The following is a 24,076-nucleotide window of genomic DNA, read 5'->3' as shown; positions in this document are numbered from 1 at the left end:
TGCCCGGCGTGCACCGCGATCGCACCCGATCGCTCACGGTATTTCAGCACGTCCGGCCTCACCGCGAAAGTCTCCGCGCACACGCGTTCAGTTCAATTCGACGACTTCGTCGTAACCGGCTGCCACGCGGCGTTCTTCACTTCATACAGCGTCGAGCTCGGGCTCTTCAGGTCGCCCGTCTCCGTGAACGCGATCGTGCCGGTAATGCCGTCGTAGGTCGTCCCCTTCAGCGCGCCGTTGAAATCCGCGGGCCTCGCCGAATTGGACTTCTGCATCGCCTTGATCGCAACCCACGTCGCGTCGTACGCGAACGGCGCATACGCGAGCATGTCGACGCCGTACTTCTGCTTGAACTTCGTCTCGAACAGCTTGCCCTTCTCGAGGCGCGACAGCGGCTGCCCGTACTCCCACACCGACGCGCCTTCCGCCGCGCCGCCGGCAAGCCGGATGAAGTTCGCGTTCATCACGCCGCCGCCCGCGAGGAACTGCGCCTTGATGCCGAGCTGGCGCATCCGCTTCACGAGCATCGCCGCCTGCGCGTCGAGGCCGCCGAAGAACACGAGGTCCGCGTTCACGCTCTTGACCTTCGTGAGCTGCGCGCTGAAATCCACGGCCTTGTCGTTGGTGAACTCGCGCGCGACGATCGTCCCGCCGTTCGCCTTCACGGCCTTCTCGAACTCGTCGGCTTCGCCCTGGCCGAACGCGGTGCGATCGTCGATGATCGCGATCCGCTTCGCCTTCGTCACCGTCGCCGCATACGTGCCCGCGTTGCCGGCGTTCTGCGTGTCGGTCGCGATCACGCGATACACGGTGCCGAGGCCCGCGCGCGTGATCTCCGGATTGGTCGCCGACGGCGTGATCATCGGAATGCCGGCCTTCGCGTAGATCTTCGAAGCCGGCAGCGTCGTGCCCGAGTTGAAGTGGCCGATCACCACCGCCACCTGCGCATCGGCCAGCTGCTGCGCGGCCTGCACGCCGGCGCGCGGGTCGCTCTGATCGTCCTGCGACGCAACGACGAATTTCACCGGCTTGCCGCCGATCGTCGGGCGCGTCGCGTTCGCTTCGTCGACGGCCATGCGCACGCCGTTCTCGATGTCCTTGCCGTATGCGGCGCCGCCGCCGGTCAGCGGGCCGGCCACGCCGACCTTGACGACCGTTTCCTGCGCAAGGGCCGCGCCCGTGGGGAGCGCGAGAATCGCCGCGGCAAGCGCCACGCCGGACAGGGAGCGAATTCGGAACTTCATCGGGGCATTCCTTCGTTCTGGGGGGAAGCGGATGCGCAGCGCGGCGCCGTCTCCGGGCGCCTTTCACCGCGAAAGTGGTGAGCCGATTGTGGGTAGCCAATACCCGCGCAGCAAACGAAATATCGGAACTATGTTGTGAGCAATAGTCATCAAGTCGCGGCGAACGCGCGATCCGGCAGGCGGCAGGCGTCGGCTGTTCAGGCGCTAGAATGGCCGTTTGTTTCATGCGCCGCAGCCACCAAGAGGAACCGTCATGCCCCGCACAAACAGCCGGTCCGTCAGCATCGCGTCGGACTCCGGCAAGACCGTCCTGTCCAAGGGGCAGAAGGCATTCAACGCGCTGATCAAGCAAATCGAGAAGCGCCGCAAGCGCCTGTCGGCATGGGAGCACGTCATGCCCGCGTTCCAGAAGCGATATGTCGACGAGCTGTTGCCGCTCGAACGCGCGTGGACGGAGCTGCGCACCACGATGACTTTCCGGCTCGACGAGGCAAGCGAGCGGAAAGGCTTGACCAAGGCCGAGCAACGCACGATCTCGACGCTGATTGCCAACCTCGCCGGCGACTTGCTCGACGCAAACGCCGATGCGCGGTTGAAGGCCATCTACAACCGGCATGGCGGCACCGACTACGACGTCGAAATGGCCGCCGAATTCGCGACGATGAAAGCCGAGCTGGAAGCGATGCTCGGCATCGAACTCGACGACGACCTCGACATGAGCGCGCATGACGAAGTCCTGCAACACGTTCGGGCGAAGCTGGAACAAGAGCGGGCCCGGGACGAGGCCAACAAGCGGGCGCGGGAAGCGCGGCGGGCCGAACGGCAAAAATCGGCGAAGCAGCTTGCGAAGGAGTCGCAACAGCAAGCCGAACAGGTCGAACTGAGCCAGTCGATCCGTGACGTCTATCGCAAGCTCGCGAGCGCGCTGCATCCCGATCGGGAGCCCGACCCGCTGGAGCGCGAGCGCAAGACTTCGCTGATGCAACGCGTGAACCAGGCCTACGACAGGAACGATCTGCTGAAACTGCTGGAATTGCAGCTCGAACTCGAGCACATCGACCAGCACGCGATCAACCAAATCAGCGAAGATCGCTTGAAGCACTACAACAAGATACTCAAGGAACAAGTCGCCGAACTCGACCAGGAGATCCGGCATGTGGAGTCCCACCTCAGGTTCGCCTACGGCCTTTCTCCGTACGTCGAAGTCTCTCCCGATACGGTGTTGCTCAATCTCGCGCGTGAAATCATCAGGCGCGAGCAGGACATTCGCGGTCTGAAGGAAGAGATGCCGCTGTTCGACGACCTCGGGAGCCTGAAGCGTTGGCTGAAGGAGCTGAAACGTCAGCAGTCGGCCTTCCCGGTCGACGAGATGCCGTTCTGACGAGCGGGCGTCGACGCTTTGCGCGGCGTCGACGCCCTCCGTCACACCCCGAGCGCCCGCTGCGCAAGCTGCGCGATATGCAGCGGCGTGCGCCCCGCGCCCTGCTCGATCTGCTCGCGGCAGCTGAAGCCGTTGGTCACGACGATCGCATCGTCGCTCGCCTGCCGCACGAGCGGCAGCAGCTTGCCTTCGCCGATCTTCATCGACAGGTCGTAATGCGCGTCGTTGAAGCCGAACGATCCGGACATCCCGCAGCAGCCGGTGTCGAGCAACGTCCAGCGCACGCCGAGCTTGTCGAGCAGCGCCGTCTCGCCCTTCATCCCGAACAGCGATTTCTGGTGGCAGTGCCCGTGGACGATCACGTCCGCGTCGAGCTGCGGCCACGCGAACTCCGCCTGCGCGACGAAATCGGAGAACAGGAACGTCTGCGCGGCGAGGCGTTTCGCCAGCGGCTCGTCGGGCAACTGCTTCAGCAGCTCGTCCTTGAACACCGACAGGCAGCCGGGCTCGAGCCCGACGACCGGCACGCCCGCGCCGATCTCGTCGGCGAGCTCGTCGACCGCGGTGCGCAGCAGCGCACGCGCCTCGTCGAGCAGCCCGTAGTCGTACAGCGGCCGGCCGCAGCACAGGCGCTTTCTCGGCAGCGTGACGTCGAAGCCGAGCCGCGTCAGCACGTCGGCCGCCGCCGCGGCGATGTCCGGCGAGAAGTGCTCGTTGAAGGTGTCAACCCACAGAATGACCTTGTTGCGGGCCGGCGTCGCGTCCGTGCGCTGCCCGATCCCCTGCCGCTTCGCGATCGCGCGGAACGGGCGCGGCGCGAATGCCGGCAGCGCCCGCTGCGGCGCGATGCCGGCGATCCACTTGCCGATACGCGCCAAGGGCGGGGTCGAGGTCATAAAATTCATAAGCCGAGGAAAACGGCTCGCCAGCGGCGCCCATTGTCCGATCCTCCCCATGAACATCGCCTGCCGCGGCCGGCGATGGGTTTCGTAGTAGTGCGACAGGAATTCCGCCTTGTACGACGCCATGTCGGTATGCGTCGGGCAATCGGATTTGCAGCCCTTGCAGCCGAGGCACGCGTCGAGCGCTTCCTTCACCTCCAGGCTGTTCCAGCCGTCCTTGATCACGTCGCCCTGCAGCATCTCCCAGAACAGATGCGCGCGGCCGCGCGTCGAGAACTTCTCCTCGCGCGTCGCGCGATAGCTCGGGCACATCGTGCCGCCGTCGAGCGAGCGGCACTTGCCCATGCCGATGCAGCGCTCGATCGCACGCTGCATCCCGTCGCCCTCGGGGCTGGCGAACGTCAGCTTCGTCTGCAGCGTCACGGGCTTGTACGCGGGCCCGAGCCGCAGGTTCTCGTCGGCGCGATACGCGTTGATCACCTTGCCGGGGTTCAGCCGGTTCGCCGGATCCCAGATCGCCTTGAACTCGGCCATCGCCTGCATCAGTTCCGGGCCGTACATGATCGGCAGGAACTCGGCCTTCGCCTGGCCGTCGCCATGCTCGCCGGACAGCGAGCCGCCGAAGTCGACCACGAGCTGCGCCGCTTCGCGCAGGAAGCCGCGCCACACCTGCACGCCTTCCACGCTGCGCAGGTCGAACGTGATTCGCGCATGCACGCAGCCGTCGCCGAAATGGCCGTACAGGCAGGTTTCGTAGCCGTAGCGGTCGACGAGCGCCTGGAACGCGCGCAGGTAATCGCCGAGCCGCAGCGGATCGACGGCCGCGTCCTCCCAGCCGGCGATCGGGTCGGGCTTCGACGGGTCGACCGACAGCGCGACAGCCGACGCGCCGGTTTCGCGGATCGACCAGATCTTCTGCTGCTTCGCCTTCTCCGCGACGACGAAGCCGCTGACGTCCGGCCCCGCGCCGCCGCCGTTGAAATACGCTTCCGCTTCGCGCGCCTGCGCGAGCGCCGCGTCGACGGTATCCGCGCCGAACTCCAGCACGACCCATGCATCGCCCGGCGGCAGCAGCGCGATCTCGTCGGCCTTCAGCCCGCGCGCCTGCAACCCGCGGATGATCGCGCGGTCGAGGCCCTCGATCGCGATCGGCGCGAAGCGGTTGTAGTGCGGCACCGCGTCCGCCGCGGTGAAGATGTCGGTAAAGCCGAGCACGAGCAGCACGCGGCACGACGGGCTGTGCACGAGCCGCACCTTCGCCTGCAGCGTGACCGCGCAGGTGCCTTCGGTGCCGACCAGCGCACGCGCGACGTTGAAGCCGTTCTCCGGCAGCAGCTGGTCGAGGTTGAAGCCCGACACGCGCCGCTTGATCTGCGGAAACTCGTTGCGGATGCGATCCGCATAGCGATCGCGCAAATCGCGCAGCCGGCGATAGATCTCGCCGCGCCGGCCGCCCGCCGCGATGATCGCGTCGAGCTCGGGCTCCGGCGTCGGGCCGACCCAGAAGCGCGCGCCGTCGTACGTGAGAATTTCGAGCGCCTCGACGTTCTCGACCGTCTTGCCGGCCATCACCGAATGCGCGCCGCACGAGTTGTTCGCGATCATCCCGCCGAGCGTGCAGCGGCTGTGCGTGGCCGGGTCCGGCGCGAACGTGAGGCCGTGCGCTTCGGCCGCGTCGCGCAGCACGTCGCAGACGACGCCCGGCTCGACCACGGCCGTCTTCGCGTCCGGATCGACCGACACGACGCGATTGAAATACTTGCTCGTGTCGGCAACCACCGCGACGTTCACGCACTGCCCGTTCTGCGACGTGCCGCCGCCGCGCGTGAGGAACGGCACGTCGAAGCGCCGGCACACGCCGAGCGCCGCGACGAGATCCTCCGCGTCGGCCGGCACGACGACGCCGAGCGGCACCTGCCGGTAGTTCGACGCGTCGGACGCATAGAGCGCCTTCGAGCCGGCATCGAAGCGCACCTCGCCGCGCACCGCGGTGCGCAGGTCGGCCGCCAGCGTGTCGAGCAGTTCCTGCCCGACTTCGATCGGAGTCGCGCGCTTCACGATTACTTCGCGGCGTTCGCGGTCATCTTGAAGATGCCCTGCGCGTTGCCGGCATCGAAGCGCAGGTCGGTCACCCAGCGGCGCTGCGCCTGGTCGAACGTGCGCTTGCGCGTGATGAACTCGTAGAACGAACCGGGCACGTCGCGCTTCACGAGGCCGCCGTCGCGGGTGCGGAATTCGCGCGCGACCACGTCCGCGCGGTATGCGGTCTGGAACACGCGGCCCGAGCGCGAGCGCTCGACGTCCGGCTTCATCGGCCGGCCCTTCGCCTTCTCGTCGTCGGACAGCTTGAACACGTCCTCGACGCGGTCGGTCGCGTGGTTGAACGCGTTGCCTTCGGTCGCGATCCACGCCATCTCGGCGGATTCGAGCAGCAGCGTCTCGTAGTCGAGTTCGTTCGGCACGTCGTGCTGGCGCGCGAACGCGCCGACGATCACCGGCAGCAGTTCATGCGCGGCGTCGAGCGGCAGCCAGCCTTCGCGCTCGACTTCCCACAGCAGCGCGACGGCGGCCGGCGTCAGCGGGTCGCGCGACGTGCCGATCACGTTGGTCACCGCCTGCTGGAATTCCTTCGAGAAGCGTTCCGGATGCAGCTCGCTGACGAAGAATTGCGCGATCTCGTCGGGCGCGTCCTCGTGCGCGTATGCGCGGCCCGTCATGCCGAGCTTGTCGAGCGGATAGCGGCCGTTCAGGCGGAAGCCGAGCGGGCGCAGGATGCGCGTGAACGCCGCCTCGCCGGGCGGCAGCGCGCCGTTGTGCGGCCAGCGCACGGTGCGCAGCGCGCCGTGGTCGAAATACACCGAGCCGCCGTCGCGGATCGCGTCGGCCGTATAGGCGCGGCCGTTCGCCGAACGCTCGAGCAGCCCCTCGAACAGCGCCATGTTCATCGCCTGCGCGATTTCCGCGCGGGTCACGACGCCGTCTTCCCACTCGTCGAGAATGGCCGGCATGTTCAGGGTCGCGAACAGGGCGTCGGTTTTCGCCTGTCCCAGCAGCTTCGTCAGCAAGCTCTCGATATTCGGGTTGCGCATCATGGATTCTCGTCGGGGGACCGGCCGGCAACGGTGCCGGCAAACTCGTCGGCCGGCCGCCCGAAGGGCGCCGGCCTTGCGTGGGATGCATTATTCAAAGGGTTGCAGACCGGCGTAAAGCGAGATTAAATTGACACGTAATGAGTTTTTGGAACTATCGACGGTGATGTGCCGGGCGCCCTGCCCCGTGCGGCGCCGGCCCGTTCGTCAGACGAATCGACCTTCATGCGCAAATTCAAGATCCCGAACATGGGCGCGCTCGTGGCCTTCGAAGCCGCCGCGCGCCACGAGAGCTTCACGCACGCGGCCAAGGAGCTGTTCCTGACCGAAAGCGCGGTGTCGCGGCAGATCGCGACGCTCGAAGCGAGCCTCGGCGTGCGGCTGTTCGCGCGCGTGAAGCAGCGCGTGGTGCTGACGCGCGCCGGCAAGCTGTACGGCACGCAGGTGCGGCGCGCGCTCGAAACGCTCGACCGCGACACGCTGTCGATCATCGCGCACGGCAGCGGCGGCGGTTACCTGGAGCTCGCGGTGCTGCCGACCTTCGCGTCGCACTGGCTGATCCCGCGCATCAAGAGCTTCTACGACCGCACGCCCGACGTGCGCGTCAACATGGGCAGCCGCACCGACCAGTTCTCGTTCGAGGACACCCACTTCGAGGCGGCAATCCACTACGGCAAGCCGACCTGGCCCGGCACGTCGTCCGATTACCTGTTCGGCGAGGAAGTCGTGCCGATCTGCTCGCCGGCGCTGCTCGACGGGCCCGTGAAGCACGTGCAGGATCTGCTCGCGTATCCGCTGCTGCACTCGACGACGCGCCCGGGCGCGTGGGCGCAATGGTTCGAGACGCTCGGCGTGGAGGACACCCGCACGATGCAGGGCGTGCGCTACGAGCTGCATACGATGCTGATCAGCGCCGCCACGGCCGGGCTCGGCATCGCGCTCGTGCCGAAATTCTTCGTCGAGGGGCAGTTGCAGCAGCTCGGCCTGGTGGTGCCGTTCGACGCGGCGACGGCCGAGGATTCCGCGTACTACCTCGTGTATCCGACGGAATTCAGCCACAGCAAGCCGCTGGAGCTGTTCAGGGCGTGGCTGTTGGAGCAGGCGAGCGCGTATGCGGCGCCGGGGCCGGACGGGTTGGAAGACGGGAACGGATACATCGACGACGACGACGTCGAGTGACAGGCGGGCAGGCCGCCGCCACCGCCGCGCGTCCGGCACGCGCCGGACCGGATCGCTCCGGCCCGGCGCACCGGCCCGCCAGACCCGGTACGGGCATCGTGGCGGATGTTTTTATGCTTGATCCTCGTAAGCTCTCAGGTCCGCGTCGTTATTGTTGGCGCTGTCGCGCGTGTCGATTATCTGCCTAATCCGCGCAAAGTAAAACGTTTGCGACAGGCATCGGCGCACCCGACCCGGTCCGATTCCGCCACGTCGTGCGATCCCCCTCGTCAAGACCGCCTTGAGCCGGGCTCCGGCTGCACGATGGATCGAAAGTCCCGGATGGCCGCACGTGCCTTCAGGAGCACAGCTGCGTGACTGCCCGGAGTCGGGCCACCCGTTCCGGCGATTGCATTCGGTCCGGCGTTCCGGTTTAATGGAACTGGTTCCATTCCGGTTTCGCCGGCACTGCGCGTGACGCCTGGTCGCGCGCGCGTCATGATGGCGATTCAGGATCGAGGATCGTCCAGCCTAGGATTCCGCATCGCCCGTCCATCACGGACACCCAGTCAAGCGAGACCGTCATGCCCGATTCCGCCTCCCTGCAGCAGCTGTTTCCCGCCCTCGAAGACATCCCCGCCGACGTTCGGCTGAACGCCCCGATCCACCAGCGCGTGTCGCTCGTGGACGGCGAACTGAAACCGTGGGACGGCGCGAGCAAGACCGTGCTGTCGCCGGTGTGCGTGCGCCGGCCCGACGGCAGCGTCGAGCAGCTCGAGATCGGCAGCTACCCGGTGATGGGCGAGCCGGAGAGCGACGCGGCGCTCGACGCCGCCGTGCGCGCGTACGACGCCGGCCGCGGCGAGTGGCCGACGATGAAGGTCGAGCAGCGCATCGCGTGCATGCAGGATTTCATCAAGCGGATGGTCGCGCAGCGCGAGCTGGTCGTGAACCTGATCATGTGGGAGATCGGCAAGAGCCTCGCCGATTCGCAGAAGGAGTTCGACCGCACCGTCACGTACATGCTGCAGACGATCGACGCGCTGAAGGAGCTCGACAACGCGAACTCGCGCTTCGTGATCGCCGAGGGCACGATCGGGCAGATCCGCCGCACGCCGCTCGGCGTCGTGCTGTGCATGGGGCCGTACAACTACCCGCTGAACGAGACCTTCGCGACGCTGATCCCCGCGCTGCTGATGGGCAACACCGTCGTGTTCAAGCCGCCCCAGTACGGCACGCTGCTGTTCGAGCCGCTGCTCGAGGCGTTCCGCGACGCGTTCCCGAAGGGCGTGATCAACACGATCTACGCGCCGGGCGCGGTGGTCGTGCCGCACATGCTCGCATCGGGCAAGATCAACGTGCTCGCGCTGATCGGGTCGAGCAAGGTGGCCGATCACCTGAAGAAGCAGCACCCGAAGTCGCACCGGCTGCGCGCGATCCTCGGGCTCGACGCGAAGAATGCGGCGATCGTGCTGCCCGACGCGGATCTCGACCTGACCGTCAAGGAATGCCTGCTCGGCGCGCTGTCGTTCAACGGGCAGCGCTGCACCGCGCTGAAGATGCTGCTCGTGCACCGCTCGATCGTCGACGAATTCCTGAAGCGCTTCACGGCCGCGCTCGCGCAGATGAAGATCGGCATGCCGTGGGAGAAGGGCGTCGGCATCACGCCGCTGCCGGGCATGCACCGCACCGCTTACATGACCGACGCGATCGACGATGCGAAGGCGCTGGGCGCACAGGTCGTGAACGACTCCGGCGGCGTGTTCAGCAAGACGCTGTTCTATCCGGCCGTCGTGTATCCGGTGTCGGAGGGGATGAAGCTGTACCGCGAGGAGCAGTTCGGGCCGATCATTCCGGTCGCGCCGTTCGACGACATCGACACCGCGCTCGACTACGTGACGACGTCGGACCACGGCCAGCAGGTCAGCATCTTCGGTTCCGACCCGGCGCAGATCGGCGCGCTCGTCGATCCGCTCGTGAACCAGGTGTGCCGCGTGAACATCAACTGCCAGTGCCAGCGCGGGCCCGACGTGTTCCCGTTCGCGGGCCGCAAGGATTCGGCGGAAGGCACGCTGTCGGTGAGTGATGCGCTGCGCGCGTTCTCGATCCGCTCGATGGTCGCAGCGAAGCAGACCGACGGCAGCAAGCAGCTGCTCGATGCGATCGTGTCGGATCATCATTCGAAGTTCGTGAACACCGGCTTCATTTTCTGAGGCGGGATGGGGCGGCGGGCGCGGCCCGCCGCCGGTACGTCACGGGTAGTACGCGCTGCAATCCTCCCGGCTCGAATTGAGCGCCGGACGCTTCTTGATCGAGCTGAGCCGGTTCGCCTTGGCCACCGGGCACATCTTCGCGAGCGCGAGCTTGTACTCGGCTTCGAACACCGGCTTGTTCAGCGCGAGGAAGTTCGAGAAGAAGCCGCATTCGTTGTACTGGACGCACTGCTCGCTCACCACGAAATCGAACGCGTTGTAGATCTGCGCGTCGTGCGCCTGGTTGATGTCGTTCTTGAGCCCGACCAGCATCCCGCGGCCGTGCACCTGCGCCGCCACCCACAGGTTGAAGTAGATCTGGTCCGCATACGTGAGCGGGAAGCCGGTCGAGCCGTGCGCGGTCGTGTCGTAGCCGTCGATGTTGTCGGGCTCGATCGCGTCGCATCCCATGTTCTTCGCGCGGTCGAAACGGGCGCCGAGGATCGTCGCGAGCGCCGTGCCGGTGGTCGATTTCGCCGGATTGACGCCGCGGACGTCGAGCCACCTTTCGTCATGGAAGCCCGAGTAGGTGTTGCCGAGAATGCTGGTGGGGAACTGCGCGGCATCGTCGCGCCAGTTCTCCCAGGAGCCGACGTCGAGGTAGCAGATCACGTGGTACCCCTTGCCGTGCAGCGTCTGCACAGCGCCGCTGTGCTCGTTCTCGAACATGTCGATGTCGTAGATCCGGATGGTCGTATCGGGATTCACGACGATGGGCACGGCAAGCTGCCAGTCCCATTTCGGCGGCTGCACCGCCGGGTTCGGATCGAGCGTCGGCGGCCAGTCGGCAGCCGATGCCGACTGGGACGCCACAGCCATGCAAGCACCGATCAGCATGGCTGCGGAATAGGCCTTCGCCATTGCCAGTTTCCTGTTCATGGTCCACCTGTTTCTATGCGAGAGATTCGACGCGGATCGCACGCCAGCCCGGCGCTGCCGATTCAGACCGGAAGCCCGTGCGTATCCCTACCAGGATCGTTGGTGACGCCCCCCCGGAGATCGTCCGTACCACAGCGTGCCGCGCGCAAAGCGCACCGGACGGGCACGGCCCGGCGCGAGGCGAAGCGGCATGAAAGGTCCGTCGCACTGGCCCGGCGACGGATCGCACATCAGGAACGTGTGCTCGAAGTCGGTATCGATCGTCGCGAGCAAGGTCTCGTCGTGACGCTTGAGCGGCGATGCGCGAGCGGGTCGCGATGGGCGGCGGCGTCGCGTTTTTGGGGATTTTGTGCGCTGTATCCTAGGCGGCGATTTTCCGATTTACAAGCCGGTTTCGGGTAAATTTGCGCGGCATGCGCGGGCGCGTTTTCAGTGACGTTTCATCGCGGAAACATCGGCATGTCGACAGTGCTTCGTCGTTGAACACGGGCACCGCGATCGGGCACGCCGCGATACGTGTCTGAAGCGCTTAACGGCACGCGCTGCGATATCAGCGGGCCACGCCAAGGTCCGTCGTGGCTCCAACATTCACATGATTCCTGGGTCTACAAATAGTGCCACGACTGCCCTATCGTGTGCCGCTTCACGAACGAGCACACCGGAACCCGCCATGACCACCGTCGACACGCCCCCGCCCTCCGCGCGCACCCGCATCCGCCGCGTCGCGCACCTCGGCCACTACGATCGCGCGACGCTCGATTCGATCGTCGACGCGGCCTACCTGTGCCACATTGCCTTCGCCGACGAGCTCGGCGCGCACTGCATCCCCACCGCGTGCTGGCGCGAAGGCGATCATCTGTACATCCACGGCTCCAACGGCAGCCGCATGCTGAAGCTGGCGGCCACCGGCGCGCAGGTCTGCGTCGCGATCACCCACCTCGACGGGCTCGTGCTCGCGCGCTCGGCGTTCGAACATTCGATGAACTATCGATCGGCGGTGATCTACGGCGCGTTCGAAGCGGTTGAGGGCCCCGCCAAGGCCGCGGCGCTCGACACGTTCATGGAACGCCTCGCGCCGGGGCGCTCGCGCGAAGTGCGCGCCGGCAGCGTCAACGAACTCGCGGCGACCACCGTGCTGCGCATCGCGCTCGCGGAAGCCGCGTGCAAGGTCCGCACCGGCGGCCCGGAGGACGCCGAATCCGACCTGGCGTTGCCCGTCTGGGCCGGCGTGCTGCCGCTGGCGCTGCAACCGCAGGCGCCGATCGCGGACGCCGCGCCGGCCGGCACGCCCGATTACGTGCGGCAGTGGCACGCGCGCGCGGAGGCCGCGACGGCGTCGGCATGACGTCCGCCGCGCCGCGCTGCGTGCGTCGTCGTCAGGCGAAGCGCCCGCCCCCGTCGACGTGCAGGATCTCGGCATTCGTATAGCGGTTGCCGAGCAGGAACGCGATCGCCTCGCCCACTTCGTCCGCGTGCCCGACCCGGCCGCCCGGCAGCGTGGCCGCCGCGTCGGCGAAGAGCGCGGCGCGCGTGTCCGCGCCGAACGCGTCGAACAGCGGCGTATCCACGAGCCCCGGCGACACGACGTTGACGCGGATCGGCCGGAGTTCGAGCGCGAGCGATCGCGCGAATGCCTCGACGCCGCGCACCGCGGCCGCGATGACCGACGTGCCGTGCCCCGACGGACGATCGGCGAGCTGCCCGCTCGTCAGCACGATCGACGCCGTGGGCGGCATCAGCGGCAACGCAGCCTTGATCGCATGGATCGGCCCGGCGATGCGCTCGTGCAGCGCGGCCAGCAATTGATCGGCATCGGTATCCGCCAGCTTGCCGGCAATGAAGCTGCCCGCGGTAATGACCAGATGATCGACGCGGGTCATCCCGGCGAACACTGCGGCGACCGCTTGCCGGTCGACGATGTCGGCCACCGCCGTGCGCGCGCCGCCGATCGCTCGTGCGGCGGCTTCGAGTTTCGCGGGGGTCCGGCCGACGAGCGTGAGGTCGGCGCCGCGCGCTTTTGCCGCCGCCGCTGCCGCCAGGCCGATTCCCGAGCTTCCGCCGAACACGACGACGTGTGCGCCGCCGAGCGGCGATTGCGTGGCTGATTGCATGGTGTTCCCGTCGAAAGAAGTGAAGGTGAGGCAACGTTACGTCATGCCAATCCTGGATGGAATGCGCGAAAATCGCATACAGCCTATTCCACTGGGGAATGACTTGGATTCACTTCAATCGATGTGGCTCTACACGCGCGCCGTCGAGCTGGGCAGCTTCTCGGCGGTTGCCCGAGAAGAAAAGATCGGTCAGCCGACGATGAGCAAGGCCGTCTCCGCGATGGAGAAGCACCTCGGCGTGCGGCTGCTGCAACGGACCACCACGAGCCTGACGCCAACCGACGAGGGCCGGCGCTTTTACGAGCGCTGCAAGCAGATGCTCGAAACCTATGCCGACGCCGTCGCCGACGTGCGCGGCCAGGCGCAGCGGCCGGTCGGCAAGCTGACGGTCAGCGCGCCGACGGGGCTCGGCGAGCTGTGCCTCAATGCGCTCGTGCTCGAATTCCTGGCGCAGTATCCGGAGATCGAGGTCGAGCTGAACCTGACCGATCGCATCATCGACCTCGTCGAGGAAGGCATCGACGCCGCGATCCGCATCGGCAACGCCCTTCCCCCGGATGCCGTGGCCCGCAATGTCGCGTGGTCGCCGCGCGTGCTGGTCGCGACGCCCGGCTACCTGAAGCGCGCGCCGCGCATCCGCAGGCCGGAAGACTTGCCCAGGCATCCGTTCGTCGGCTATGCGCGCGCCGCCGTCGGCGCGCAGCTCGAACTCAGCAAAGGCGCCGAGACCATCGTCGTCCCGACCAACGGGCGCTACCGCGTCAACAACTCGGTCGCGCTGCGCGAATGCTATCTCGCGGGCATCGGCCTGGGCAGTGCGCCGGCGTGGGTCGTGCAGGACCTGATCGATGCGGGGCGGCTGATCAGGGTGCTTCCCAAGTGGACGATCCCGCCGCATTCGGTTCACCTGATCACGCCGTCGCGCCGCTACCCGCCGCTGAGGGCGCGCGTGTTCCTGCAGTTCATGGCCGAGCGCATTCCGAAGCTGCCGGGGTTTCATGCGTCGGGGGTTTGAAGCAAGCGGCCGCCCCGTCGACCGCCCGCGGCTGTGAAACGATGCATGTCGATCATCGAAACCGCGATCGGCGAGTGGGACCGCCAAGCCGTTCCGTTCTCCGAAGCACTTATTCGCGCCGCTCCATCGGCTCGCCGAGCACGAAGCCCCCGCCCTGGTAGCGCTGCGCCGGATCGTCGTAGTCCGCGGTGGGCGCGGTGAGCGGGAAGCGCCCGGCGAACGGCTCGGAGCTGTCGCGCGGGCGGAAGCCGAGGAAGCCCGCCTTGGTGTTGTCCCACCACTTCACCGGGTTGTCCGACATGCCGTAGACGACCACGTGCCCGACACGGTTCGTCAGCAGCGAGCAGCGCACGAGCTCGATCAGGTCGCGATAGCTGAGATAGGTGACGAGCATGCGCGGGTTCTTCGGCGCCTCGAACGACGAGCCGATCCGCACGCACACCGTCTCGATGCCGAAGCGGTCGAAGTAGTAGCGCGACAGCGCCTCGCCGAAGCATTTCGTCACGCCGTACAGGCTGTCCGGACGCTGCGGCGAATCGGCGTCGAGCACCTCCGTCACCGGATGAAACCCGATCGCGTGGTTCGAGCTCGCGAACACGATCCGCTTCACGCCATGCCTGCGCGCCGCTTCGTACAGGTTGTAGGTGCCGCGGATGTTCGCTTCGAGCAGGTCGTCGAACGGCGCGTCGACCGAAATGCCGCCGAAATGCACGATGGCGTCGACGCCGTCGACGAGCGCCATCACCGCTTGCCGGTCCGCGAGGTCGACGCCGCGCACTTCCTCGTGCGCGGCCGCGTCGCCCAGCGGCGCGACGTCGCTGACGCGCACGATGTCGGCCCAGCCGGCGAGCGCGCCGCGCAGCTGGCAGCCGAGGTTGCCGGCCGCGCCCGTCAGCAGCAGGCGGCGGAACGGTTTGCCGGCTTCGGTGGTTGAGGCGTTCATCGAGTCTCCTTGAATCTGGCTGATTTGGAAAACGTTTTCCAACTATAGGTTTGATGCGGGCACGACGTCAATGATCCAGGCCGTCGCCCTGCTTGTGGTTGGCGACGGCGGCTCGAACCAGGCCGCGTGCCGGCTTTTTCTGCCACAATTCCGTGCTCAGCGAAGAAAACGTTACCCTCCGCATGAAAAAAGTTTCCCCGACGATTCGCGACGTGGCCGCCGAAGCGGGCGTGTCGGTCGCGACGGTGTCGAAGTACGTGAACGGCGCGCAGCGCTTCTCGCCGGCGGTCGAGGCGCGGCTCAAGGCCGCGATCGACAGGCTCGGCTATCGCTCGAACCCGCTCGCGCGCTCGATGATCACGGGGCGCACGCGCACCATCGGCCTCGTGATCCTCGACATCAGCAATCCGCACTTCACGAACATCGTGAAAGGCGCGAACCGGGTCGCGCTGCAGCACGACTACACGCTGCTGCTCGTCGACACCGAGGAGAACCAGGCGCGCGAGCGCGCGCTGATCGAGGCGCTCGCGCCGCGCGTCGACGGGCTGATCGTCAGCTCCCGCCTGCCCGATGCGCAGCTGCAGTGGATGCTCGATCTGCACAAGCCGCTCGTGCTGCTGCGGCGCAGCCCGGACCTGCCGATCCCGGGCGTCGGCATCGACAGCCGGCTGTCGACCTACATGCTCGCGCGCCACCTGCTGAACCTCGGCCATCGGCGCATCGCCTATCTCGGCTTCGGGCAGGCGCGCATCAACGACGAGCGCATCCAGGGCGCACGCGACTGCCTCGCGGAAGCAGGCCTCACGCTCGACGTGCACGACGCGCATGCGCCCACCGCCGAAGCCGGCGAACGCGCGTGCTCGCGCGTGATGCTCGGGCCGCAGCGCCCGCAGGCCGTGATCTGCTACAACGACCTGATCGCGCTCGGCTTCATGAAGGAAGCCGCGTCGCTCGGCTTCAAGCTGCCGCAGGACGTGTCCGTCGCGGGCATCGACAACGTGCCGTACGGCGAATACGCGGCGCCCGCGCTGACCACCGTCGACATCCAGAGCGAGAAGATGGGCGAGCTCGCGATGCAGAAGCTGATCGACGCGCTCGCGGGCCACGCGGAGGCCGGCTACTCGATGTTCGAGCCGCGGCTGATCGTGCGCGCATCGACGGCCGAGGCCCGCTGAGCAGCACCGTGCGCCGCCCCCGGCGGCACGGGTCGCAACAGGGTTCACGGCATTACGCATCGAGCTTCGCGGGCGCCATGCGCGGCGTGAGCACGTGCATGACCGCGAGCGCCAGCAGATAGGCGAGCGCGCCGATCGCGAACAGCACCCAGTAGTGGCCCGTGCGCTGCAGCACCTGGCCGATCACCTCGGAGAACAGCACGCCGCCGATCGAGCCGGCCATGCCGCCGATGCCGACCACCGACGCCACCGCGCGGCGCGGGAACATGTCCGACGCGGTCGTGAACAGGTTGGCCGACCAGCCCTGGTGCGCGGCGGCGGCAAGGCCGACGATCAGCACCGCGACCCACAGGCTCTGCACCTGCGACACGAACGCGATCGGCAGCACGCAGCACGCGCAGATCAGCATCGCGGTCTTGCGCGCGGCGTTCACGCTCCAGCCGGAGCGCAGCATCGTCGACGACAGCCAGCCGCCGCCGATGCTGCCGACCGTCGTCAGCGCATAGATGCAGACGAGCGGCAGGCCGATGTGCTGCATGTCCATCCCGCGCGATTCGTTGAGCCATTTCGGCAGCCAGAACAGGTAGAACCACCAGACGGGGTCGGTCAGGAACTTGCCGATCAGGAACGCCCAGGTCTCGCGCTTGCGGATCAGCACGCCCCAGCCGGGCGAGCCCGCGTTCGCATGGGCGGCGTCGAGCGCCTCGACCTCGTCGCGCGGCTCGTCGAATTCCTGGCTCAGCGCGCGCGGGTCGGCATTCCGGTAGAACACGAGCCACACGGCGAGCCAGACGAAGCCGATCGCGCCGATGATCACGAATGCCGCGCGCCAGCCGTACGCGACCGCGATCGCCGGAATGATCGCCGGCGCGAACACCGCGCCGATGTTCGAGCCCGAGTTGAAGATGCCGGTGGCGAGCGCGCGCTCGCGGCGCGGGAACCACTCGGCCGTCGTCTTGATGGCCGCCGGGAAGTTGCCGCCCTCGCCGATGCCGAGCAGCGCGCGCACGACCGCGAAGCCCGTCACCGAGCCGACCACTGCATGCAGCATCGCGGCGATGCTCCAGAACAGCATCGCGATCGCATACGACACGCGCGTGCCGAGCCAGTCCACCACGCGGCCGAAGCACAGCAGGCCGATCGCATAGAACGCGGAAAACGCCATCACGATGCGGCCGTACTGGATCTGGTTCCAGCCGATGTCGTGCTGGAGCATCGGCGCCAGCAGGCCGAGGATCTGCCGGTCCATGTAGTTGATCACGGTCGCGAAGAACAGGAGCCCGCAGACCGCCCAGCGGTAGCGGCTGGCGGCGCGCGCAACGCCGACGACAGCAGATTGCATGAAAGTCTCCGATGCGCGGCATCGCTCGTCGCGCCGCGCACTGTTCGTTGCCGGCGACGAGCGCCGGGGCGGGCCGCGCCGCGGGTTCTCGCCCGCCGCACCAGACCGCGCCAATCGGTTTGGAAAACGTTTTTCAAAGAATAGGGAGAATTCCGACGTCTGACCAGTGCGGGATTTCTATGAGTCATCTCTAAACGCGGCGAGCAAAAGAGACGACTGGGCGGGACGATGGGTTAATCGTTTTTTATCCGGCCCCTGCCCGATTCCGGCCGGAAGCCGGGCGCGATCTGGTTTAATTCGTCACACGACGCCTGCCGCGCCGCCGCGGCGGTGCCTTCATGGAGAACCTCTGCGCAATGACACCCGGCCACCTGATTCCGAGCCCGTTGGGCGACATCGCCGTGCGCGTGGAAGGCGGCTGCCTGACGGGCCTGTTCTTCGTCGGGCAGAAGTATTTCCCGCCGCTGGCGATCGCGACGGGCGAGCCGATGCCGCCGGTCGCGCAACAAGTCAGGGACGAAATCGCCGAGTATTTCGCCGGCGCGCGCACGACGTTCTCGGTGCCGATGCAGCTGCACGGCACCGCGTTCCAGCAGCGCGTGTGGAAGGAACTGCTGTCGATTCCGTTCGGCGTGCTGGTGTCCTACGGCGAGCTGACGCAGCGCGTCGGGCTGCCCGCCGGTTCCGCGCGCGCGGTGGGCGGCGCGGTCGGCCGCAATCCGGTGTCGATCATCGTGCCGTGCCATCGCATCGTCGGCGCGTCGGGGAGCCTCACGGGGTATGCGGGCGGGATCGACCGCAAGCGTGCGCTGCTCGCGCTCGAAGGCGCGGCCCGCCTTTCCGGGCAGGCGCACCCGGCCCAGTTCGCGCTCGCGCTGTAACGCGCGGCGCGCGCAGTCAGCTGGCGATCGCGATCCGCCGCGACGCCTGTTTCGCGAACGCGCCGGGCGTCAGCCGGAACTTCTCCTGGAACAGCCCGATGAACGACGACGTCGAGTCGTAGCCGAGCCGCGCCGCCACCGTGCCGACCGCCTCACCGGCCTCCAGCAGCGGCAATGCCGCCAGCAGGCGAACGGCCTGCCGCCATTCGGTGAACGACAGCCCCGTGTCGTGCCGGAACAGGCGCGACAGCGTGCGACGCGTCGCGCCGACCTGATCGCCCCAGTCTTCGAGGCTGCGCGTATCGCCGGGATCGGCGTGCAGCGCGCGGGCGATTTTCAGCAGGCGCGCATCGCGCGGCAGCGGCACGGTCAGCGGCGCCGGCTGCAGGCGCTTGATGCGGTCCACGATCAGGCACGCGAGCGCGCCGTCCGGGCCGGCTTCGTCGTAGTTCACCGGCAGCTCCGCCGTCGCGACCACCAGCTCCCGCAGCAGCGGCGTCATGCGAAGAATCCGGCACGCATCGCCGAAACCGTCGCCGACGCTCGCATCGTCCAGGTACAGGCTGTGGAACGCGACGCAGTCGCGGGTCGCGACCGCGTGCGGCACATGCGGCGGAATCCACATCGCATAGTGCGGCGGCAGCAGATGCCGCCCGTGAGGCGTGTCGACCTCGAACACGCCGTCCGTCGCATACATCAGCTGCGCCCACGGATGGCTGTGCGCGTCGACGCTGACGTGGCCCGGAATCTCGAACGCGCGGACGAACAGCGGCCTCGGCAGCCGCGCCATCGCCGGCACCGCCGGGACGGCATAGGGTTGGGCCGATTGTCCTGCGAGCAGCATAAGACGTCCTCCTGATGCCATTGCGCGGGCGGGCGCGGTGCTACCTTGACGCTCCTTCATCCGCACAGGGCATGTGTATGAGCGCGCACACTACCACCAATCGCAAGACCGTCACCTCGATCCGCGCCACCAAGGGCGCCGGCAGCCTCGTGTCGCTGACCGCGTATTCGACGCCGATGGCCCGGCTCGTCGACGACGTCGCGGACGTGATCATCGTCGGCGATTCCGTCGGCATGGTGCTGTACGGGATGCCCAGCACGCTCGGCGTCACGCTGGACATGATGATCGCGCACGGCGCCGCCGTCGTGCGCGGCGCGCGGCAGGCGTGTGTGGTCGTCGACCTGCCGTTCGCGACGTATCAGGAATCGCCCGCGCAGGCGTTCCGCTCCGCCGCGCGCCTGCTCGCCGAAACCGGCGCGCAGGGCGTGAAGCTCGAAGGCGGCGCCGAAATGGCCGACACGATCCGCTTCCTGTCCGAACGCGGCGTGCCGGTGATGGCGCATATCGGGCTGATGCCGCAGCAGGCGAACGCGACCGGCGGCTTCAAGGCGCAGGGGATGGACCCGCGCACCGCCGACCGCATCTTCGACGCGGCGTGCGCGGTCGAGCAGGCCGGCGCATTCAGCGTCGTCGTCGAGGGCACCGCCGAAGCGCTCGCGCGCCACATCACGGCCACGCTCGCGATTCCGACGATCGGCATCGGCGCGTCGCCCGCGTGCGACGGCCAGGTGCTCGTGACCGAGGACATGATCGGCGGCTTCGACGCCTATACGCCCCGCTTCGTGAAGCGCTACGCGGACGTCAACGCGGTGATGCGCGAAGCGATCGCGCGCTATGCGCACGACGTCCGCAGCAACGCGTTCCCCGACATGCAGCATTGCTTCGCGGCCGGCAAGCCGCTGCAGGTGTCGTCGGCGGCGATGCAGGATGCGCGCGCGGCGTGATCCCGATCACGCCGGCCGCCGCAACGCATGCGCGACCGGCGCGTTCGCCTCGAACTTCGCGCGATGCGTCGAGAAGAACGTCCGCACGTTGCGGACGTTCGACGCGCCCGTGAAGAGCCGCCGCGCGAACGCGTCGTAGTCGGCGACGTCCGCGAGATCGGCGATCACGACGAAATCCGGCCCCGGCGACACGCGATAGCACTGCGTGACCGCCGGTTCCGCGCACACGTATCGCTCGAACGCGTCGTAGTCTTCCGCGGTCTGCCGGTCGAGGCTGATCTCGATGATCGCGGTGACGGCCGAGCCGATCATCTGCTGGTCGAGGATCGCGATCTGCCGCTGGATGACACCGGCTTCCCGCAGCCGGCGCACCCGGCGCAGGCAGGTCGGCGGCGACGACAGCGCGCGCTCGGCCAGTTCCAGGTTCGACACCGACGCATCGGCCTGCAGGATCGCGAGGATGCGGAGATCGAGATCGTCGAGGGTCACGCTGGCCAATGCAGCCTCCTGCCGGGTTTCGGTGAAATTTAATTTCAACATGATACGCGATGACCTGAGTGTTTCATCATCATGTAATTTTTGAAATTTAATTCCATCTCACCACCCCTACCATCGCTCTCACTGACCGAAACAGCACCTTCTGCGGAGCGCGATATGTGTGGAATTGTCGGGGCGGTTGCCCAGCGGGACATCCTGCCGAACCTCGTCGATGGCCTGAAGCGGCTCGAATACCGAGGCTACGATTCGTGCGGTGTGGTCGTGTACCGCGACCGGGCGCTGGCGCGGGCGCGCAGCGTCGACCGCGTCGCGAACCTGCAGCGCGAGATCGCCGCGCAGGCGCTGTCCGGCTACACCGGCATCGCGCATACGCGCTGGGCGACGCACGGCGCGCCCGTCACGTTGAACGCGCATCCGCACTTCTCGCCGGGCGACGACCGCGCGCGCATCGCGCTGTCGCACAACGGCATCATCGAGAACTGCGACGCGCTGCGCGCGGAGCTCGAGGCGCACGGCTACGTGTTCGCGAGCCAGACCGACAGCGAGGCGATCGCCCACCTGATCGACCATCTGTACGACGGCGACCTGTTCGACGCGGTGCGGCACGCGGTCACGCGGCTGCGCGGCAGCTACGCGATCGCCGTGATGTGCCGCGACGAGCCGCACCGCATCGTCGGCGCGCGCAACGGCATGCCGCTCGTGGTCGGCGCCGGCGAAGGCGAGAACTTCCTCGCGTCCGACGCGATCGCGCTGTCGGGCATCACCGACCGGATCGCGTACCTGGAAAATGGCGACGTCGCCGACGTGCAGCTGCATCGGTACTGGGTCGTCGATGCGGCCGGGCAGCGCGTGGAGCGGCCCGTGCAGCGCGTCGCCGCGCATAGCGGCGCGGCGGATCTCGGGGCCTACCGCTACTACATGCAGAAGGAAATCTTCGAGCAGCCGCAGGCGGTGGCCGATACGCTGCTCGACGTCACGTCGATCATGCCCGAGCTGTTCGGCGACGGCGCGTGGCGTGTGTTCAACGACGTCGATTCGGTGCTGCTGCTCGCGTGCGGCGGCAGCTATCACGCGGCGCTGACTGCGAAGTACTGGATCGAGAGTCTTGCGAAGGTGCCGGCGAACGTCGAGATCGCCAGCGAGTTCCGCTATCGCGACAGCGTGCCGAACCCGCGCACGCTCGTCGTCGCGGTATCGCAAAGCGGCGAGACGGCCGACGTGCTCGGCGCCGTGCATGCGGCCAAGCAGATGGGCATGCTGCACACACTCGCGATCTGCAACGTGGCCACCAGCGCGCTGATGCGCGAATGCACGTTGCAGTTCGTGACGCGCGCGGGCATCGAGATCGGCGTCGCGTCGACCAAGGCGTTCACCACGCAGCTCGTCGCGCTGTTTTTGCTGGCGCTGTCGCTGGCGCAGGTGCGCGGGCGGTTGAGCGATGACGACGAGAAGCAGCATCTTCGCGCGCTGCGTCACCTGCCGGATGCGATGTCGAAGGTGCTCGCGCTCGAGCCGCAAATCATCGGCTGGGCGGAACTGCTCACGCGCCGGGACAACATGCTGTTTCTCGGGCGCGGGATGCATTATCCGATCGCGCTGGAAGGCGCGTTGAAGATGAAGGAGATTTCATACATTCATGCGGAGGCGTATCCGGCGGGGGAGTTGAAGCATGGGCCGCTGGCGCTCGTCAGTAACGAGATGCCGGTGATTGCGGTGGCGCCGAATGATGTGCTGCTGGAGAAGCTGCGGTCGAACATGCATGAGGTCAGTGCGCGCAATGGCAGGCTGTATGTGTTTGCCGATGTGGATTGCGGGTTGTCGCCGAGCGAAGGGATCGAGGTGATTCGGCTCAATGAGTACTACGGACCGTTGTCGCCGATTTTGCATACGGTGCCGATGCAGTTGCTCGCATATCACGCGGCGTTGGCCAGGGGGACGGATATTGATAAGCCGAGGAATCTGGCTAAGTCGGTGACGGTGGAGTGAGGGGGGCTACAACGGGCCTTAGCGACAGAGCTGCCCGCTTCCCTGGCGAAGAGCAGCACGTCGAGGCCGCCATCATCAGCAATGGGTTTTAAAGGCGAAAGGCGTCCATGGCTTTCCCTCACGACCGCAGTCACCAGCAGATCCTCTCAGACGACGCCGACCTGAATGGAGAACAAGGACATTTTCGATTCCTTAAAGAAGAGGCCTCGACTCCTCCGCGCCGTCGCGCGGCAGGTCAGCGGACGGCTTTCAAAGCATTCCTAATTTCGACGCCATCACTACCGCTCGTCGCCGTGAGGTGACATTGAATTTCTTCATGATATTGCGGATGTGATGCACGACACCGTGCTCGGTCAGGGACACGATGCGCGAGATGTCCCAACTGGATTTCCCTTCGGCAACCCATTTCAGAATTTCGAGCTCACGCGCACTGAGAGAGGGCGCCCCCGACGGCACGACGTTCAATCTGCGCGAGGTGTCGAGCGTCAGGTTCGCCACGAGTGCGCCCCACGACGGCACATGCACCGGTTCGACGTCCTCGTCGGCCTCCGCTGCCGAGCGCACGAAGCTCACGCATGCCACGTCGGTATGCCGGAAGTGAGCGGGAAAAGACACGCCCAGCCCCATGCCATGCGCACGGAGATCCTCGCGAAATTCGCGTTCCGCCTCGGTGACGAAGATTTGATCGCCCCAGGTCAACGGTGCAAGCGACGACATCGCATGCTGCACGACCGGATCGATTGCCAGATATTGGCGCTCTCGATAACGGTGCTGCCAGGATTCGGGGTAATTCAACAGCGTGCACCCGACTACCGGTTTTCCGTCGACAATCCGGCAATCCTGGTAACAGAAAAACGCGAATCCCGCGAGGTCGCAAATATCAGCGAGTATTCGGTGAAGATCCTCGACACGCTTGCAGCAGCTCATCTCCAGCACCGCTTTCATTATTTTATTGCCGTGATGAAGATCATAATCTGCACGAAGGCCGTCCGGTTGCATGATCACCTCGCACCACTCCAACAATTGTTATCGATTTTTACCAAATACCAACGTCGGTTGATAGCCGGAATCTAGTTCCAGTGTACTGACACAGGCCCGGCGGGCGTGCCTTCGCGCTTCGTGGGGGTGCGCGAGCACACACGACCTGACATCCAGTTCGCTATCCGGCCCTTCTATTTCGTTCAGCGATATCTGCCATTTGCCCACATGGCGGATAAGCCCATCTCTCAGTTGCCGGCGCTTCTCCGGCATGGGCCGCTTCCCGATCTCTCGACGTCCTTATGGACGCCAACTATACGATCATCACGACGTTATAGCAATAAAAATTACTAATATATTGTAATTTCGAAAATACAAAAATCGTTTTTAAAATTATTAATGCGCATTATTTCAGAAAAAGCGCGGAAATGCTCATGGCGCACGGAACCGGCGG

The 24,076-nt window shown here is 66.6% G+C and carries 20 protein-coding genes; 10 read left to right on the top strand and 10 right to left on the bottom strand.

Annotated elements, in window-relative coordinates:
- Nucleotides 1-92 precede the first annotated feature (92 nt).
- Complete coding sequence (locus tag HWY45_RS28425) at nt 93-1,244, bottom strand: branched-chain amino acid ABC transporter substrate-binding protein (RefSeq protein WP_059883479.1); 1,152 nt, start codon at nt 1,242-1,244, stop codon at nt 93-95.
- Between the two features lie 253 nt (nt 1,245-1,497).
- Between HWY45_RS28425 and HWY45_RS28420 the strand changes: the two genes are divergently transcribed.
- Nucleotides 1,498-2,625, top strand: coding sequence for a J domain-containing protein (locus tag HWY45_RS28420; RefSeq protein WP_059807590.1), 1,128 nt, complete (start codon nt 1,498-1,500; stop codon nt 2,623-2,625).
- A gap of 41 nt (nt 2,626-2,666) precedes the next feature.
- Here HWY45_RS28420 and HWY45_RS28415 read toward each other — a convergent pair whose 3' ends face one another.
- Together HWY45_RS28415 and HWY45_RS28410 are read right to left on the bottom strand one after the other, a co-directional pair.
- A complete protein-coding gene (locus tag HWY45_RS28415) occupies nt 2,667-5,585 on the bottom strand; it encodes an FAD-binding and (Fe-S)-binding domain-containing protein (RefSeq protein WP_081069826.1) in 2,919 nt (972 codons plus the stop codon).
- A 2-nt stretch (nt 5,586-5,587) separates the two neighbouring features.
- Nucleotides 5,588-6,616, bottom strand: a complete 1,029-nt coding sequence (locus HWY45_RS28410) for a DUF1338 domain-containing protein (RefSeq protein WP_059564160.1) — start codon at nt 6,614-6,616, stop codon at nt 5,588-5,590.
- Nucleotides 6,617-6,841: 225 nt separating this feature from the next.
- On the opposite strand from HWY45_RS28410, the gene HWY45_RS28405 reads away from it, so the two are divergent.
- On the top strand, nt 6,842-7,795 hold the full coding sequence (locus HWY45_RS28405; protein WP_059883481.1) for a LysR family transcriptional regulator: 954 nt from the start codon (nt 6,842-6,844) through the stop codon (nt 7,793-7,795).
- Nucleotides 7,796-8,358: 563 nt separating this feature from the next.
- Entirely contained in the window at nt 8,359-9,987 is a 1,629-nt protein-coding gene (locus HWY45_RS28400; RefSeq protein WP_059564162.1) for an NADP-dependent glyceraldehyde-3-phosphate dehydrogenase, read from the top strand.
- A 39-nt stretch (nt 9,988-10,026) separates the two neighbouring features.
- On the opposite strand, the gene HWY45_RS28395 is transcribed toward HWY45_RS28400, so the two are convergent.
- A complete protein-coding gene (locus HWY45_RS28395; RefSeq protein ID WP_060375216.1) occupies nt 10,027-10,845 on the bottom strand; it encodes an endo alpha-1,4 polygalactosaminidase in 819 nt (272 codons plus the stop codon).
- Between the two features lie 730 nt (nt 10,846-11,575).
- Between HWY45_RS28395 and HWY45_RS28390 the strand changes: the two genes are divergently transcribed.
- Nucleotides 11,576-12,250: a pyridoxamine 5'-phosphate oxidase family protein gene (locus tag HWY45_RS28390; protein WP_059883485.1), complete on the top strand. Its 675-nt coding sequence runs from the start codon at nt 11,576-11,578 to the stop codon at nt 12,248-12,250.
- 31 nt (nt 12,251-12,281) lie between these two features.
- Here HWY45_RS28390 and HWY45_RS28385 read toward each other — a convergent pair whose 3' ends face one another.
- Nucleotides 12,282-13,016 carry an SDR family oxidoreductase gene (locus tag HWY45_RS28385; RefSeq protein ID WP_059883488.1) on the bottom strand — a complete coding sequence of 245 codons (735 nt, stop codon included), beginning with the start codon at nt 13,014-13,016 and terminating at the stop codon, nt 12,282-12,284.
- Nucleotides 13,017-13,119: 103 nt separating this feature from the next.
- Here HWY45_RS28385 and HWY45_RS28380 point away from each other — a divergent pair, with 103 nt between their 5' ends.
- Nucleotides 13,120-14,031: a LysR family transcriptional regulator gene (locus HWY45_RS28380; protein WP_059883490.1), complete on the top strand. Its 912-nt coding sequence runs from the start codon at nt 13,120-13,122 to the stop codon at nt 14,029-14,031.
- Nucleotides 14,032-14,140: 109 nt separating this feature from the next.
- Here HWY45_RS28380 and HWY45_RS28375 read toward each other — a convergent pair whose 3' ends face one another.
- On the bottom strand, nt 14,141-14,974 hold the full coding sequence (locus HWY45_RS28375; protein ID WP_059883492.1) for an NAD-dependent epimerase/dehydratase family protein: 834 nt from the start codon (nt 14,972-14,974) through the stop codon (nt 14,141-14,143).
- 182 nt (nt 14,975-15,156) lie between these two features.
- Between HWY45_RS28375 and HWY45_RS28370 the strand changes: the two genes are divergently transcribed.
- Nucleotides 15,157-16,149 (top strand): LacI family DNA-binding transcriptional regulator, encoded by a 993-nt coding sequence (locus HWY45_RS28370; protein WP_230942051.1) that lies wholly within the window; start codon nt 15,157-15,159, stop codon nt 16,147-16,149.
- Between the two features lie 52 nt (nt 16,150-16,201).
- On the opposite strand, the gene HWY45_RS28365 is transcribed toward HWY45_RS28370, so the two are convergent.
- The gene (locus HWY45_RS28365) at nt 16,202-17,491 is read right to left on the bottom strand and encodes an MFS transporter (protein ID WP_059564169.1); all 1,290 of its coding nucleotides are present in this window, start codon (nt 17,489-17,491) and stop codon (nt 16,202-16,204) included.
- On the opposite strand from HWY45_RS28365, the gene HWY45_RS28360 reads away from it, so the two are divergent.
- Both HWY45_RS28360 and HWY45_RS28355 read left to right on the top strand, forming a co-directional pair.
- Nucleotides 17,490-17,654 (top strand): hypothetical protein, encoded by a 165-nt coding sequence (locus tag HWY45_RS28360; protein ID WP_155628620.1) that lies wholly within the window; start codon nt 17,490-17,492, stop codon nt 17,652-17,654. The two genes, HWY45_RS28365 and HWY45_RS28360, sit on opposite strands and share 2 nt — an antisense overlap.
- 193 nt (nt 17,655-17,847) lie before the next feature.
- Nucleotides 17,848-18,372, top strand: coding sequence for a methylated-DNA--[protein]-cysteine S-methyltransferase (locus tag HWY45_RS28355; protein WP_059883497.1), 525 nt, complete (start codon nt 17,848-17,850; stop codon nt 18,370-18,372).
- 16 nt (nt 18,373-18,388) lie between these two features.
- On the opposite strand, the gene HWY45_RS28350 is transcribed toward HWY45_RS28355, so the two are convergent.
- Nucleotides 18,389-19,216, bottom strand: a complete 828-nt coding sequence (locus tag HWY45_RS28350; RefSeq protein ID WP_059564171.1) for an AraC family transcriptional regulator — start codon at nt 19,214-19,216, stop codon at nt 18,389-18,391.
- Between the two features lie 77 nt (nt 19,217-19,293).
- Between HWY45_RS28350 and panB the strand changes: the two genes are divergently transcribed.
- Nucleotides 19,294-20,160, top strand: a complete 867-nt coding sequence (gene panB, locus HWY45_RS28345) for a 3-methyl-2-oxobutanoate hydroxymethyltransferase (RefSeq protein WP_059883499.1) — start codon at nt 19,294-19,296, stop codon at nt 20,158-20,160.
- Nucleotides 20,161-20,166: 6 nt separating this feature from the next.
- Here panB and HWY45_RS28340 read toward each other — a convergent pair whose 3' ends face one another.
- The gene (locus HWY45_RS28340) at nt 20,167-20,658 is read right to left on the bottom strand and encodes an Lrp/AsnC family transcriptional regulator (RefSeq protein ID WP_059564173.1); all 492 of its coding nucleotides are present in this window, start codon (nt 20,656-20,658) and stop codon (nt 20,167-20,169) included.
- Nucleotides 20,659-20,814: 156 nt separating this feature from the next.
- Here HWY45_RS28340 and glmS point away from each other — a divergent pair, with 156 nt between their 5' ends.
- The gene (glmS, locus tag HWY45_RS28335; protein WP_059883500.1) at nt 20,815-22,644 is read left to right on the top strand and encodes a glutamine--fructose-6-phosphate transaminase (isomerizing); all 1,830 of its coding nucleotides are present in this window, start codon (nt 20,815-20,817) and stop codon (nt 22,642-22,644) included.
- A gap of 249 nt (nt 22,645-22,893) precedes the next feature.
- Here the strand turns inward: glmS and HWY45_RS28330 are convergent, their stop codons facing one another.
- Nucleotides 22,894-23,643 carry a helix-turn-helix transcriptional regulator gene (locus HWY45_RS28330; protein ID WP_150998789.1) on the bottom strand — a complete coding sequence of 250 codons (750 nt, stop codon included), beginning with the start codon at nt 23,641-23,643 and terminating at the stop codon, nt 22,894-22,896.
- Nucleotides 23,644-24,076: the final 433 nt, after the last annotated feature.

Origin of the sequence: Burkholderia stagnalis (genome assembly GCF_902830275.1) — a bacterium.
Taxonomy (GTDB): domain Bacteria; phylum Pseudomonadota; class Gammaproteobacteria; order Burkholderiales; family Burkholderiaceae; genus Burkholderia; species Burkholderia stagnalis.
Note: the sequence above shows the minus strand (reverse complement) of the source record. Positions and strands in the feature narration are given on the sequence as shown.